Source organism: Lentzea sp. NPDC092896, from assembly GCF_044754905.1.
In the GTDB taxonomy this organism is placed as follows: domain Bacteria; phylum Actinomycetota; class Actinomycetes; order Mycobacteriales; family Pseudonocardiaceae; genus Lentzea.
In genome coordinates this window covers 160,493-175,301 of sequence record NZ_JBIVPX010000002.1, presented here as the reverse complement: position 1 = coordinate 175,301, position 14,809 = coordinate 160,493, and the positions used below count along the sequence as shown (strand labels likewise).

Here is a 14,809-nt window from a genome sequence, read left to right as displayed (position 1 = left end):
TAGGCAGCGAAACCGCCGGGCGAATCCCACCGGAGAGGACAGCCGGGAGTAGCTCTCACGGGGGACAGCAGCGCGCCGCGTCCGTCAGAACGCGGCACGTTGCCGGCCTCAGGAAGCCGGCTCGGCGGTCGCCGCCGCTGCGGCGCTCCCTCCCCCGGTGAACCTCCACTTCCCGTGCGGCACCTTCACCACCGCGACACCGCTGGCATGCGGCACGTGGACCTCTGCGGTCGACCCGACCGGCACCTCGACGGTCAGGCGCAGCACGCCGTCGACCTTCGCCCACCCCACGCTGATGCGGCCGCGCACGCTCTCGAACTCCATCCGCGCCCACGCCAGAGCGGTCGCGGAGGGCCGGACCGTGAACGTCCGGTAGCCCGCGTCGCCCGGCCGCAGGCCGGCGACGTGCTCGTACAGCCACTGCGCGATGGTGCCCTTGAAGTAGTGGTTGCGGGAACGGGTGCCGGTGTCCCACATCTCCCACATGGTGTCGGCGCCGTTCGAGAACCAGTGGCCCCAGCTCGGGTACGACCGCTCGGTGGCCATGGCGTGTGCGACGTCGGCGTGACCGTTGTCGCCCAACGCCTGGAGCAGCACGCTGGCGCCGAGGCAGCCGACGTTGACGTGGTTGCCGTTCGCGCGGACCTCGGCGGCCAGCTTGTCCGCGACCGCCTGGATCGAGCCCGCGGGCACCATGCCGAACGCGAGCGGGATCGCGTTGGACGTCTGCCGGTAGTCGGTGTCCTTGGCGGTGCGGTAGTAGCCGTCCAGGAAGGTGGTGTTGAAGGCTGACAACAGGTTCGCGGCCACCTCCCGGTAGCGCGGGACGGGCTTGCCGATCACGTCACCGAGTTCGGCGGTGTGCACCAACGCGCGGTAGAGGTACGCCGTGGCGGTGAGTCTGGTGTCCTCGGGCGGGATGCCGCCGGAGTCGGGCGGCAGGAAGTCGCCGAGCGCGGTGATCGCGAGGCCGTCGCGCAGCCTGCCGATCTCCCAGTCCAGGTAGCGGGTGAGCACCGGCCAGTGCTGCGCGGGCAACCGGTCGTCGCCGTAGATCCGGTACATCTCCCTGAGCACGAACGGGTACACGGTCGTCCACTCGGGAGCGGGCGCCAGTTCGCGGTAGCCCCAGCCGCCGCTCGGCACGATCACCGGGAGCTGGCCGGCCGCGTCCTGGCCGTCCGCGAGGTCGCCGAGCCACTTGGTGAAGAACTTCGCCATGCCGAACTCGGCGAGCATCGACGGCGCGCCGACCTGCGCGTCGCCGGTCCAGCCGTTCTTCTCGTAGGTCGGGGTGTCGGTGGGGATGCCGTGCAGGTTGTTCGCGACGGTGCGGCGCATCGCGGCGTCGTACTGCTCGAACAACGGCTCGGAGCAGCGGAAGGTGCTGGCCCGCGGCACGTCCGAGTGCACCAGCCGGCCGACCAGCTTTGGCGCCGCCGTCAGTCCGGTCACCTCGACGTAGCGGAAGCCCTTGTAGGAGAACTTGGGTTCCCACGTCTCCGCGCCACCGGCGCAGACGTACTCGTCGAGCTGGATGCGGTTGGCGGTGACGTGCCCGTTCTCCATGTGAACGCTGCCATCGGAGTTCAGCGTCTCGCCGTGCTTGAGCCGCACCAGGGTGCCGGCGGGTGCGGTGACGGTGAGCTGCGTCCAACCGGACATCGTGCGGCCCATGTCGGCGACGAACACACCTGGCTTGAGCACGCTCACAGTCGGCGTGACCGACTCGATCACGCGGATCGGTTCGTGTTCCTGGGCCTTCAGCGTGCCCTTCGGCGCCGGCCTGACGGAAGTGCGCTGCCACGCACCGTCGTCGAAGCCCGGTTTCGTCCAGTCGCGCGGGGCGAGGCGGGCGTCGTAGGTCTCGCCGGTGTAGAGCGAGTTCGACACCGTGGGGCCGTCGGTCAGGCGCCATTCCTCGTCCGACGTGATGGTCGTGCGGGTACCGTCCGGATGGTCGATCTCCAGCTGTGCCAGCAGTTTCGGCTCGTCGTGCCACGGCGGGCGCTCCCACCGCCACACGTTCGGCGTCTTCATGCCGTAGAAGCCGCGGCCCAGCGTCACGCCGATCGCGTTGCGGCCACTGCGAACCAGGCTCGTGACGTCGTGCGTCGCGTACAGAACGGTGTTGTCGTAGTCGGTGAACCCGGGATCCAGCACCCGGTCGCCGACGCGCCGTCCGTTGATCTCGGTCTCGTGGTACGCGAGGCCGCTGACGTACAGCCGGGCGCGCTTGACCGGTTTTGTGAGCGCGAACTCCCTGCGCAGCAACGGCGCGGGCTGCTCCTTGACCGTGACGTTCGCTCCCCACGGCCCCTGGCCGTACGGTTCGAGCACGGTCGCCGGTGTCCACGCGGAGTCGTCGAAGTCCGGGGTCTGCCAGCCGGGGTGCTCGGTCTGCGCGACCTTCCAGCCGGGACCGGTGACGATCTCGCGCTGACCGTCGGGAAGATCGACCACGAGCCGCAGCAGGAGCCCGGCCGGTCCTGTCGACCTGTTGGTGGCACGGGCGGCCAGCACGATCCGGCGGCCGGCCAGGCGGGTCACGTCGGCGCGTTGCCCGACCTTCCACACGTCGACCTGCTCCGGGACGTGCAGGACCTCAGAACCGTTGACGTACAAGGTGAAGTCGTCGTCCGCGGTCGCGACGAGCCTGGCCCTGACCGCGTCCGCCGGAAGGTCGATCGACGTCCGGAACCACCGGCTCTCCACCGGCGACGTCGCCGACCAGATCCACGAGGCACCGGCGAAGGTGATAGACGTGTCCGCGGCACCGATCCACCGCGCCTGCCACGGCGTGCCGAGCAGGGCGGTCTCCCACCAGCTCGTCGTGCTCCACGCCGACACCCGGCCGGAGCCGTCCCACACGCGCACCCGCCAGTGATAACGCGTGCGCGGCTTCAGTTCCTTGCCCGCGAACGGAACCCCTGCGGTCCGGTCAGAACCAACCTTGCCGGACTGCCACACGTCCGACCGTCCGGGCGCGGTGCCGACCTCGACCTGATAGGCGGTCTGCTGTGCGCCGGTGCCTTCCGCCGCCAGCACCCAGCCGAGGCGAGGTGCCGTGACATCGGTGCCCAGCAGCGTTTCCGCGTACTCGACGGTCGTGCGCACGACCCGCATGCCACCAGCCTTGTCGACCGGCCCGGCGTGCGCCACCCCGACCGGGAGCGCCGTCGCGGACAGCCCGACAGCCGATGTCCTGAGGAACTCACGTCTGCGCACGTCGTCTCCACCTTCGTCGCTGGATGAAACGTTTCAATCGCGGCGTCGAGGGCAAGACTGTGGCGAGCTGGTCGGAGTGTCAAGGACTGCGGGAGCAGGCTGTCCGCAATCGGACATCACCGGTTGAATCGTTTAAACGTCAACCGGTCGTGCAGGTGCTTCCGTTGAGGGTGAACGAGGTCGGCGCGGGGTTCGACCCGCTGTACGTGCCGTTGAACCCGATGCCCACCGACGCGTTCGGCGCCAGCGTGCGGTTCCAGGTCAGGTTGGTCGCGGTGACCGCGGCACCGGACTGGGCGAACGTCGCTCCCCAGCCGGGCAGCGTGACCTTCTGGCCGCCTGCGTAGCTGAAGGCCAGCGTCCAGCCGTCGACCGCGGAGGTGCCCGTGTTGGTGATGGTGACGTTGGCGGTGAAACCGTTGCCACCGCCCCAGTTCTGGCCGGAGTAGCCGACCTTGCAGGCACCGGTGCCGCCACCCGCGCCGGTCGTCGCCGACACGATGCCGGAACTCGCCGACACGTTGCCGGCGGCGTCCTTCGCCCGCACCTGGTACCGGTAGGTGGTCGACGGCGAGAGACCGGAGTCGGCGTACGTGGCGGTCGCCGCCGAGCCCACCGCGGTGAACGCGCCGCTGCCGACGGCGCGCAGCACGTCGTAGCCGGTGACGCCGACGTTGTCGGTCGACGCCGTCCAGTTCAGCGTGAGGCCGGTGGACGTGACCGCCGACGCCACCGGAGTGCCCGGTGTGGAGGGCGCCACGGTGTCGCCGGGATCGCCACCTCCGTAGATCGTGGCCTCCTTCGAGGTCTGCCGGACCCCGTTGGCGCCGTTGAGGAACCGCTCACCCCAGGAGGTGAGGCTCGCCGGGTTGAACGAGTTGGTCATGTCGAGGTAGCCGACGTCGCTGCTGTTGCCGCTCCACGACCAGCCGAGGTAACCGAGGCCGCGTGCCTGGGCCTGCGCCATGATCGTGGCCTCGTCCGGGTCGCCGTCGCTGTGGTTGTGCCCGAACTCCCCCACCACCAGCGGCAGGCCGGCGGTCCGGAACGCGTCGAAGTAGGCGTTGATCTCGGCCGCGGTGTCGTAGACGCCGTACATGTGGATGGAGAACACGGTGTTGCGCAACGGATCGGCGTTGAACACCGACGCCGCGTTGTCGCGCATGATGTTGCCCCAGTCCTGGCCCCACATCGGCGCGTCGGCCATGATCAGGTGCTGGAGTCCCGCGCCGCGCAGCCTGCTGATCGCGCTGCTCGTGGCACTGGCCCACGTCGCGCTCACCGAGGCGTTGTTGCCGAACGGCTCGTTGCCCAGGTTGACGACGACGTAGTTCTCCTGCCCCTTCAACGCGTCGGCCACGCTGATCCAGTAGGTCGCGGCCTGGTCCAGGCTCGCGGCGCCGCTCTGCTCGCCGAAACCGGTGGTGTCGTGCACCTCCAGCACGCAGATCAGCTTGTTCTGCTTGCACAGCGAGATGACGCTCGAGACCTCCGCCGCCGGAGTAGGTCCCCACCGCTGCCCGCTGCCCAGCACGACGCGCACCGTGTTGGTGCCGAAGGTCTTCATGTCCGCGAACGCCCTGGTCTGGCTCTGGTACCAGACGTGCGCGTGGTTCACGCCGCGCATGACGAACGTGGCGCCGTTGCCCTCCACGACCCGCGTTCCCTCAACGTGCAGACCCACCGCCGCGGGTTGCGACCGCAGCGCCGCCACCAGTGCCGGGTACCAGCGGCTCTCGATCTTCTGGATGCCGGTGGTGCTGTTGGGGTGCACGCCGTCGCCGGTGTCGGCGGCCGTGTCGAACCCGGTCCACTGGTCCACCACCGTGATCGGGGACGCCGTGGTGCTGTTCGCCCGCGCCCAGCCGGGAATCGCGGCGTTCAGGTCGGCCACCCGCTGCCCGCACGCGGAGCAGTTCGACGGGTTCATGGGGATGATCTGCGCGACGATCAGCTTGGTCGCGGGGTTGCTCGCCCGCATCTGGCCGAGCAACGCGGTGTAGGCGTTGAGGATCGTGCTCGCGGGGATGTTGTTCCACACGTCGTTGGTGCCGAGGTGCATGAGCACGACGTCCGGCCGCGCCGAGGAGAGCCAGCCGGGAAGCTGGTTGTCCCGCACGATGTTGGTCGCGAGGAACCCGCCGTGGCCTTCGTTCTCACCGTCGTAGGCGAAACCGCAGCCCTGCGCCGGGAGTGAGCCGACGAAGTCGACGTCGGTGTACCCGGTGTCCTGCAGGTGTTTCCACAGCAGCGCCCGCCAGCACCCCGGGGAGCCGGTGATGGAGTCACCGAGCGCCATCACTCGCGCTGGTGCGGCGGCGTTCACCGCGGCGGGAGCGATGACGACACAGGCGGCCAGCAGCAGCCCGGTCACCACCGCTCGGAGAAATCGCAAGGTCACGACGACCTCCAGGGGAATGTTCGATTATTCTCGGGGAATTCTGGGAGCGCTCCCAGAATTCGGACACTAGCCAGCCGATCACCCGGAGACACCGCCGAGTGGCCCACCGGCGGAGCCTGTCCGGTGCGGACATCCGGCTGACCTCGGCTTTGTCCGGCCGGACGGCCTCTGTCATACCGTCGAACGCATTCGTCGAATCGACCGCGAACATTCGCCGAACCGTTGACGGCCCGAGTTCGCGACTAGATTATGGCAGCGCTCACATCCTGCCCGAATTCTCTTTCCTCGAATCCCCCTGCAAAAGCGGAAAGCGAGTCCCAACCCCTCATGTTAACGTTCACACGACTACTCGTTCTGATAGTCGCCCTGAGCACCGTCACCGCGATCGGCGGTACACCTGCCTCCGCCGGGCCCGCGATCTCCGGGAACCAGGTCCGGGTGCCCGCCGCGCCGATGGGCTGGGCCTCGTGGAACACGTTCTTCGAGAACATCGACCACAACGTGATCAAGGCGCAGGCCGACGCGCTGGTGTCGTCCGGGCTCGCGGCCGCCGGCTACCGGTACGTCAACATCGACTCGGGCTGGTGGAAGGGCACCCGCGACGGCGCGGGCGACATCACCGTCGACGAGGCCCAGTGGCCCGGTGGCATGAAGGCGATCGCCGACTACATCCACGGCAAGGGACTCAAGGCGGGGATCTACACCGACGCCGGCAAGAACGGCTGCGGCTACTACTTCCCCACTCCCGGCCCGCCGCACGCCGGCACCGGCAGCGAGGGGCACTACGAGCAGGACATGCTGCGGTTCTCCCGCTGGGGCTTCGACTACGTCAAGGTCGACTGGTGCGGCGCCGACGTCGAGCAGCTCGACGCGCCCACCACCTACCGGGCGCTCAGCGACGCCGCGGCCAAGGCGAGCGCCACCACCGGACGTGAGCTGGTGCTGTCGATCTGCGAGTGGGGCAAGAACGACCCGTGGAACTGGGCGCCGGGCATGGCCCCGTTGTGGCGCACCGGAACGGACATCATCTTCGCGCACGAGACGCCGTCGATCGGCATGGTCCACGAGAACTTCGACAAGAACCAGCGGCCGACCGCGCAGCACACCGGCTACTACAACGACCCGGACATGATGATGATCGGCATGCCCGGCCTGTCCGCCGCGGCGAGCCGGGTGCACATGGGTCTGTGGGCGGTCGGCGGTTCGCCGATGCTGCTCGGCAACGACCTGACGAGGCTGAACGACAGCGCGCTCGGGGTGCTGACCAACCGCGAGGTGCTCGCCGTGGGCCAGGACCCGCGCGGACTGCCCGCCGTGGAGGTCGCGGAGGACGTCCGCGACCAGCAGGTCTACGCGAAGGTGTTGTCCGGCAGCGGACGCAGGGCGGTGGCCCTGCTCAACCGGACGTCCTCGGCGGCCACCATGACCGTCAGGCTGGCGGATCTCGGCCTGGCCGGCCGGATGGCGGCCGCACGCGACCTGTGGAGCGGCATCGCCACGCCGATCACCAACGGCAGCCACAGCGTGACGGTTCCGGCGGGCGACGCGGTGCTGCTGTCCGTCGCCGGCACGGAGGCGAGCGCCGCCACCTACCCCGTCGCGAACTCCCGCGCCACCGGCATCACCGCCAGTGCCGGCGGGCTGGCGGTCGCCACGTTCGAGTACACCAACGCCGATCGCGTCGCCCGCCAGTCCACCCTGCAGGTCAACGGCGGCCAGATCCCCACCACGCTCGCGCTTCCGCCGACGCCCCGGGGCACCGTGTCCGCGATCGTGGCCCTGGCGAAGGGAACCAACTCGCTGACGCTGTCCGGAACCGGGGTGACGGCCGTCGAGGTGCGCGAACTGCCCGGCACGGCGGGCACCGAGGTGATCGGCTCGCAGTCCGGCCGATGCGCGGACATCAACGGCAACACCATCACCAACGGCACGCAGGCCCAGCTGTGGGACTGCAACGGCGGCGAGCAGCAGACGTTCACGCTCACAACCCGCAAGGAACTCGTGGTCTACGGCAACAAGTGCCTCGACGCGTGGGACCACGGCACCACCAACGGCACGAAGGTCGCCATCTACGAGTGCACCGGTGGCACCAACCAGCAGTGGAACCTCAACGCCGACGGCACCATCACCGGCGTGCAGTCCGGTCTCTGCCTCGACGCCTACAACGCGGCGACCGCCAACGGCACGAAACTCGTGCTGTGGAAGTGCAACGGCGCCGCCAACCAGAAGTGGACGCGAAACTGATGATCAGACCCCTGCTCCTGATCCCCGTGGTGCTGGCAGCGCTCGCCACGCCGGCACACGCCACCACCGGTGGCAGCTTCGAGGTGCTGACCTACAACGTGGCGGGCCTGCCGGAACCGCTCTCCTCCGGCGACCCCGCCGTGAACACCCCGTTGATCAGCCCGCGTCTCGCGCCCTACGACATCGTCAACGTCCAGGAGGACTTCAACTACCACGCGGCGCTGTACGCGGGTGACAACCACGCCCACCGCACACCCACGACCGGTGGCGTCCCGTTCGGCAGCGGCCTGAACACGCTGTCGCACCGGCCCTACAGCGATCTCGAACGCACGAAGTGGTCGTCCTGCAACGGCACGGACTGCCTCACGCCCAAGGGCTTCTCATACCAGCGCGTCGAGCTGGCCCCGGGCGTGTCCGTGGACCTCTACAACCTGCACCCCAACGCCGGTACCGAGAACGCGGACCTCGCCGCACGCCGGTCGAACATCACCCAGCTGTCCCGTTTCATCGCCGCGAACTCGGCGGGCAACGCGGTCATCGTCATGGGAGACACCAACACCCGCTACACCCGCGCGGACGACAACATCCGCGAACTGGTCACCACCATCGGACTCACCGACGCGTGGGTGCAGCTCGAACGCGGCGGCCAGGCACCGGCGGCGGGCGACCCGGCGCTGGTGTGCGACCCGGCGGCGCTCACCGACTCGTGCGAGGTCGTCGACAAGATCCTGTACCGGGGCAACCGGCAGATCACGCTGACCGCTCGCGACTACCGCAACGACAACGCGGCGTTCGTGGACGCACAGGGCAAACCGCTGTCCGACCACTACCCGATCGCCGCGCGGTTCGACTGGACGGCGGACGACGGCATCCAGCTCAGCGCCGAAGCCGGTGGTCCGCACGGCAGCCCGTTCACCGACGTGGCGGCAGTCGACCTGGGTGCCGTGCGCACGCTCACATTGCGCGGTGCCAGCAGGTTGGACCAGATCGCCGCCACGCTCACGAACGGCACGACGCTCACCCACGGCGGCTCTGGCGGAACGGCCACGTCCCTGACGCTCGAACCGGGTGAACACTTCGTGTCCGCGAAACTGACCCAGAGCAAGTACAACGGACGCACGCGGGTGTTCTCGGCCGCGTTCACCACCAACCGCGGACGCACGCTCTCGGCGGGTCAGCCGACCGGGGAGACGCTCACCGTCACGGCACCGCCGGGCTGGCGCATCGCCGGGTTCACCGGCCGGTCGGGCACCGAGATCGATCGGCTCGGCGCGATCTTCGTGCCCGCCTGAGCGACGACGTTCGCGCCCAGGCAGGTGCCTGGGCGCGAACGTTCGTCACCGCGGGACGAGCTTCTCACCGAGCATCAGCTGAACGTCCGGACGGATCGTCACTTCTGCCGCATGTCCCTGGCACGTCACGACAACTGTCCTCTCCCCGTGGAGAGTGCGCAGCGCGACAGCTTTCAGCTCCCCTCCGTCCCACCACACGTCGACGACCACTCCGCCTCGTGCCCGCAGTCCGCGCACCACCCCGGTCGGCCAGGCCGAGGGGAGCGCGGGCAGCAGGCGCAGCTCGCCGGTGTGGCTCTGCAACAACATCTCCGCGATCGCCGCGGTGGCACCGAAGTTGCCATCGATCTGGAACGGAGGGTGCGCGCACAGCAGGTTGCGGTACACCCCGCCGCCGTGCGGACTTCCTTCCGTCGCCTCCGTCAGCAACATCGAGAGCAACGTGTGCGCGCGGTCGCCGTCACCGAGCCGGGCCCACAAAGCGGCTTTCCAGGCCAGCGACCAACCCGTGCCCGCGTCTCCCCTGGCGACGAGCGCACGCCGGGCGGCCTCGGCCAGTGCCGGAGTGCGCACGGGATCGATCTGATCACCGGGATACAGGCCGTACAGGTGCGACACGTGCCGATGGCCCGGCTCCGCGTCAGGTACCTCGTCGGCCCACTCCAGCAGGCCGCCGTGCGACCCGATCGGCGGTGGCGGCAGCTCGATCCTCCGCACCTCGTCCACGACGTCGTCGCGCAGCCCCAGCACGTCCGCGACCTCGACCAGGCCGGCGAACAGGTCCGCCGTCAACGCCAGGTCCATGGTGGACCCGACGCCGGCCGCGACCGGCTCTCCCCCGGCCAGGTAGTGGTTCTCGGGTGACGTCGACGGCGCCGTCGTGAGCACGCCGTCGCGGGAGACCAGCCAGTGCAGGCAGAACTCGGCCGCCCCGCGCAGCACCGGCCACGCGTGGTCACGCAACCAGCCGACGTCACCGGTGAAGGCGTAGCGGTCCAGGAGATGCCGGCACAGCCACGCCGCGGCCATCGGCCAGTTCGCCCACGCCGGGTCGCCGGCGCCGGCGCCGACCGGGGTGGTGAGGCACCACGGGTCGCTGTTGTGGTGCGCCACCCACCCCGGCGCGCCGTAGAGCGCCTTCGCCGTCGCCGCACCGGGTCCGGCCAGCCGCGCGACGAACTCCAGCAGCGGCTCGTGACACTCGGGCAACGCGGTGACCTCGGCCGGCCAGTAGTTCATCTGCAGGTTGATGTTGAGCGTGTAGTTGCCGCGCCACGGCGGATCGGTGTGCGGGTTCCAGACGCCCTGCAGGTTCGCGGGCAGCGTGCCCGGCCGGGAGCTGGTGATCAGCAGGTAGCGGCCGTACTGGAACAGCAGCGCGGGCAACGCCCGGTCGGGGCGCGCGATCCGCTCGTCCGTCGGCAGGTCCGGCACCGGGCCCAGTTGGAGGCTCACCCGGTCGAACAGCGCCCGATGGGCCTGGATTGCCTGGTCGCGGAACGTCGCCCAGCCCAGCCCGCGGGCCTGTTCGACCCGTTCGAGCGCCGCGCGGGAGCACTCGGCGGGATCGTCCACCGGCGCGGTGCCGGGCCCGCGGTAACCGGCCTCCGTGGTGACGTAGACCGTGTCGCCGTCCACCGCCACGACCGCCGCCCAGGCCATCCCGGACGGCACCACGCCCCGCACCCCCACGATCCCGCCGGACGAGGTGAAGTGTTCTCCTGGCAACGACCCGCGCAGCACCGGGCTCACCCCGGCACCGGTCACCCGCAGCGCCAGGACGTGCAGGCCCGCGTGGCACACGGCCTCCCGCCGCACCGCCGTCCGCCCGGTCCGGTAGGAGACCGAGTACGTGCCGGTGCGCAGGTCGAGCTCACGCCGGTAGGCCTCGGCCCTGCCCGGTCCGCTGACGAGCGAGACCTCCGCCAGCGGCAGGTACTTCGCGGTGTCAGGCCCCTGCAGGCGTCGCAGCACCTCCTCCGCCGCGCGAGGTGAGCCGGCCAGCACGTGCGAACGGGCCTGTTCCACCAGGTCCGGATCACCGGACGGCGCCGGCAGCGGCGAGCCCGTCCACAGCCGGTCGTCGTTGAGCTGCACCAGTTCGGCGTCGACGCCGCCGAAGCACATCGCGCCGAGCCTGCCGGTGCCCAGCGGCAGCGCTTCCTCCCACGCCGCGGCGGGGGCCTCGAACCACAGGCGGGTCACCGCGGCGCCACCAGGGCGATTCGACTCGTTCGACACCTCTTCCGTCGAACGACGCACTCGATTCGACGGTAAATCAGGAAAACGCTTTCCGCATTATGCAGCAACACATTCAGACCCTTGCGTCAGGTGCTGGACAGGGTTCATGGTAGCCGTCGTGGATCTGCGACGAGGGGTTCTGCTGCCGTTCGTGTTCACCGCCGCCCTGGCCGGGCAACTGCCCGCCGCCGCGCACCCCACGCCCGGTGAACACCTCGACCGCGGGCTCGTCGCGGCCTCGGTCGAGGGCGGTGTGCACCTGAGCTGGCGCCTGCTCGGCCAGGAGGCCACCGGCGCCACCGCCACCGGCCTCTCGGGACCCGATTTCGCGGTCTACCGGGACGGGAGGCGCATCGCGACCGTCACCGACAGCACCACGTACGTCGACACCGGCGCGGCACCTGGAGCGCGATACCAGGTCGCTCCCGTGCGACGCGGTGTGCCGCTGGGGCGCAGCAAGTCCGTGACGGCCTGGACGGCGCCACACCACGACCTGCCGCTGCACAAGCCCGCGGACGGCGTGACGCCGGCCGGTGAGCGCTACACCTACTCCGCCAACGACGTCAGCGTCGGTGACGTGGACGGCGACGGCCAGTACGAGTACGTCGTGAAGTGGGATCCCGGCAACTCCAAGGACGTCTCGCAGGTCGGCTACACCGGACCGGTGTACCTCGACACCTACCGCTTCGACGGCACGCTGCTGCACCGGATCGACCTCGGCGTGAACATCCGGGCGGGCGCGCACTACACCCAGTTCCTGGTCTACGACTTCGACGGTGACGGCCGCGCGGAGCTGATGACGAAGACCGCGCCGGGCACTCGTGACGGCCGCGAGCGGTACATCACGATGCCACGGGAGGACGTGCGCGCGGGATATCGGCACACCGACGACTACCGGCTCAGCCCGGAGGGCTACCGCGACCATCTCATCGGCGTGTTCCGCGGCTGGGACGACCATCCCGAGGTGGTCGCCGGCCGGTGGCCCGCGACGCTCGAGCAGGCGTTCGGCATCGAGCCGCGGTACGCCTACCCGCTGTCCACAGAGGACGCCGCAGCAGTGGTCGACCACTTCATCGACGTCTACGCGCCGTCCCGCAGCGCCAACAACAAGCTGCGCCAGTTCGCCGGTTTCATCGTCGACGGCCCGGAGTACCTGACGGTGTTCGACGGCGCCACGGGACGCGAGCTGCAGACCGTCCGCTACGAACCCGGCCGCACCGACGACGGGCTGATGTGGGGCGACTACGCGATGCCCCGCATCGAACCGGGCAACCGCGTCGACCGGTTCCTGTCGGGAGTCGCCTACCTCGACGGCAAGCGTCCGTCCGCGATCTTCGCGCGCGGCTACTACACCCGCTCCACCGTGGCGACCTACGACTGGGACGGCAGGCGGCTCAGGAAGCGCTGGCTCGTCGACAGCGGCTGGGTACCGATGACGAACCCGTTCCGCGACACCCCGCACGGACGTGACGGCGCAAACCCGAGTCACGCCAAGCTCACGACGCAGGGCTCGCACTCGCTGAGCGTCGCCGACGTGGACGGCGACGGCAGGCAGGAGATCATCTACGGTGGCGCGACGCTCGACGACGACGGCTCGTTGACCTACAGCTCGGTCGGTGTGCTGCCACCGGGCAGCGCGGAACCGGGAGCCGAGGTCCGGGTCGGGCACGGTGACGCCCTGCACGTCACCGACATCGATCCGAACCGTCCCGGTCTCGAGATCTACATGGTCCACGAGGGCGCGCGCTCCGCCCCGTACGGCTACGCGCTGCGCGACGCCCGCACCGGCGCGACGATCTACGGCGCCTACTCCGGAATGGACACCGGCCGAGGCATGATCGGCGATGTCCGCCCGGACGTGCCCGGCCTCGAGACGTGGGCGTCCATGCCGAACGGCTCGGACTCCGCGGGCATCTGGAGCGCGGACGGCCGCAGGCTCGAGAACCGTTCTCCCGGAACGAACATGAGCATCCGCTGGGCCGGTGACCTGACCACCCAGATCGTGACCGGCGCCCAGGACGTGACGCCGGCCGTCGAGGACTGGCGGCGAGGCACGCTGCTCACCGCCACCGGAACGCGCGCCAACAACGGCACCAAGGGAAACCCGTCGCTCGTGGCCGACGTCTTCGGCGACTGGCGCGAGGAACTGGTCGTGCGCACGCAGGACAGCTCGGCCCTGCGCTTCTACCTCAGCACCGAACCGACGCACCACAAGATGTACACGCTCATGCACGACCGCCAGTACCGCGTCGAGGTCGCCCGCCAGCAGACCACCTACAACCAGCCCTCGTACCCGAGCTTCTACCTCGCCTCGGACGTCGACTGGTCACGCGTTCCCCTGCCCTCGCACCGATTGGCCGGATCATGATCACACGACTTCTCGTCACGGCGGTGGTGCTCGTGAGCACCTCCGTCGTGGCCCCGGCGGCGTCCGCCGCCACCACGAGCCCGCCCACCGACCCGAACGTCAGGTACTTCGGCCGCTGGAACACGAGCGCGTCGAGCGCCCACGTCTCCGAGTGGGCGGGCGCCTACCTCGTCGTCGGCTTCACCGGCCGGACGGTGAAGCTCAGGCAGCGCCGCGCGATCGACTTCTTCGTGAGCATCGACGGCGGGCCTGACGTGTCCTACGTGAACCGGACCGGCACCGTGGACCTCACCCCGGCGCCACTGGCCGCGGGCAACCACACCCTGCGCGTCTCCTACCGCCCGATCGCGGGCTCCTACAAGGGCGACGCGGTGTACCAGGGCATCGAGATCGACACCGGCGCCCGCACGTTCGCGCCCGCCGTGCCGTCGAAGATCATCGAGTTCGTCGGCGACTCGATCACCGTCGGCCAGTTGTCGTCGAAGCAGGCGCTCACCGCGTACGGCTGGCTGACCGGCGAGAAGCTGAAGGCCGGCCACACGCAGATCGCGGTGGGCGGCGCGTGCCTGCACCCGGCGGCGGACGGCTGCCTGAGCATGCGCGAGGGCTTCCTGCGCACCGGCCTGGCGCTGAACGCGCCCGCGTGGAACTTCGGTCGCTACAAGGCGAACGCCGTCGTGATCAACCTCGGCACGAACGACGTCGGCCACAGCGTCACCAAGGACGAGTTCCGCTCCTCCTACGTCACGCTGCTGCGGCGTGCGCGGGAGAAGTACCCGACGGCGGCGATCTTCGCGCTCGGGACGTTCCGCAAGCGGTACCTCCCGGAGACCCAGGCTGCGGTGCGGACGCTCACCGATGGCGGTGACGGCAACGTGCACTTCGTCGACACCATGGGCTGGATCGACGAGGCCACCGACACGTCGGACAACGTGCATCCCAACGACCAGGGCCATCGCAAGATCGCCGACCGGCTGGCACCGATCATCGCGGCCAGGATCTAGACCGCGCAAAGGAACCGAATCCGCGAACGGC

Annotated in this window: 7 protein-coding genes; 4 read left to right on the top strand and 3 right to left on the bottom strand. The window is 69.8% G+C overall.

The window, feature by feature from the left end; genetic code table 11:
• Nucleotides 1-108: 108 nt before the first annotated feature.
• Both ACIQF0_RS12305 and ACIQF0_RS12300 read right to left on the bottom strand, forming a co-directional pair.
• Entirely contained in the window at nt 109-3,228 is a 3,120-nt protein-coding gene (locus ACIQF0_RS12305) for a family 78 glycoside hydrolase catalytic domain (protein ID WP_401028213.1), read from the bottom strand.
• A 139-nt stretch (nt 3,229-3,367) separates the two neighbouring features.
• Nucleotides 3,368-5,629, bottom strand: coding sequence for a cellulase family glycosylhydrolase (locus ACIQF0_RS12300; RefSeq protein WP_401028210.1), 2,262 nt, complete (start codon nt 5,627-5,629; stop codon nt 3,368-3,370).
• A gap of 327 nt (nt 5,630-5,956) precedes the next feature.
• Between ACIQF0_RS12300 and ACIQF0_RS12295 the strand changes: the two genes are divergently transcribed.
• Together ACIQF0_RS12295 and ACIQF0_RS12290 are read left to right on the top strand one after the other, a co-directional pair.
• On the top strand, nt 5,957-7,873 hold the full coding sequence (locus ACIQF0_RS12295) for a ricin-type beta-trefoil lectin domain protein (protein WP_401028207.1): 1,917 nt from the start codon (nt 5,957-5,959) through the stop codon (nt 7,871-7,873).
• The gene (locus ACIQF0_RS12290; RefSeq protein WP_401028205.1) at nt 7,873-9,165 is read left to right on the top strand and encodes a jacalin-like lectin; all 1,293 of its coding nucleotides are present in this window, start codon (nt 7,873-7,875) and stop codon (nt 9,163-9,165) included. Before ACIQF0_RS12295 ends, ACIQF0_RS12290 begins: the two co-directional genes overlap by 1 nt.
• 45 nt (nt 9,166-9,210) lie before the next feature.
• Here the strand turns inward: ACIQF0_RS12290 and ACIQF0_RS12285 are convergent, their stop codons facing one another.
• On the bottom strand, nt 9,211-11,427 hold the full coding sequence (locus tag ACIQF0_RS12285) for a glycosyl hydrolase family 95 catalytic domain-containing protein (protein WP_401028202.1): 2,217 nt from the start codon (nt 11,425-11,427) through the stop codon (nt 9,211-9,213).
• Nucleotides 11,428-11,524: 97 nt separating this feature from the next.
• Here ACIQF0_RS12285 and ACIQF0_RS12280 point away from each other — a divergent pair, with 97 nt between their 5' ends.
• Entirely contained in the window at nt 11,525-13,774 is a 2,250-nt protein-coding gene (locus tag ACIQF0_RS12280) for a rhamnogalacturonan lyase (RefSeq protein WP_401028199.1), read from the top strand.
• Nucleotides 13,771-14,778, top strand: a complete 1,008-nt coding sequence (locus tag ACIQF0_RS12275; RefSeq protein ID WP_401028196.1) for a GDSL-type esterase/lipase family protein — start codon at nt 13,771-13,773, stop codon at nt 14,776-14,778. Before ACIQF0_RS12280 ends, ACIQF0_RS12275 begins: the two co-directional genes overlap by 4 nt.
• The last annotated feature ends 31 nt before the right edge of the window (nt 14,779-14,809 follow it).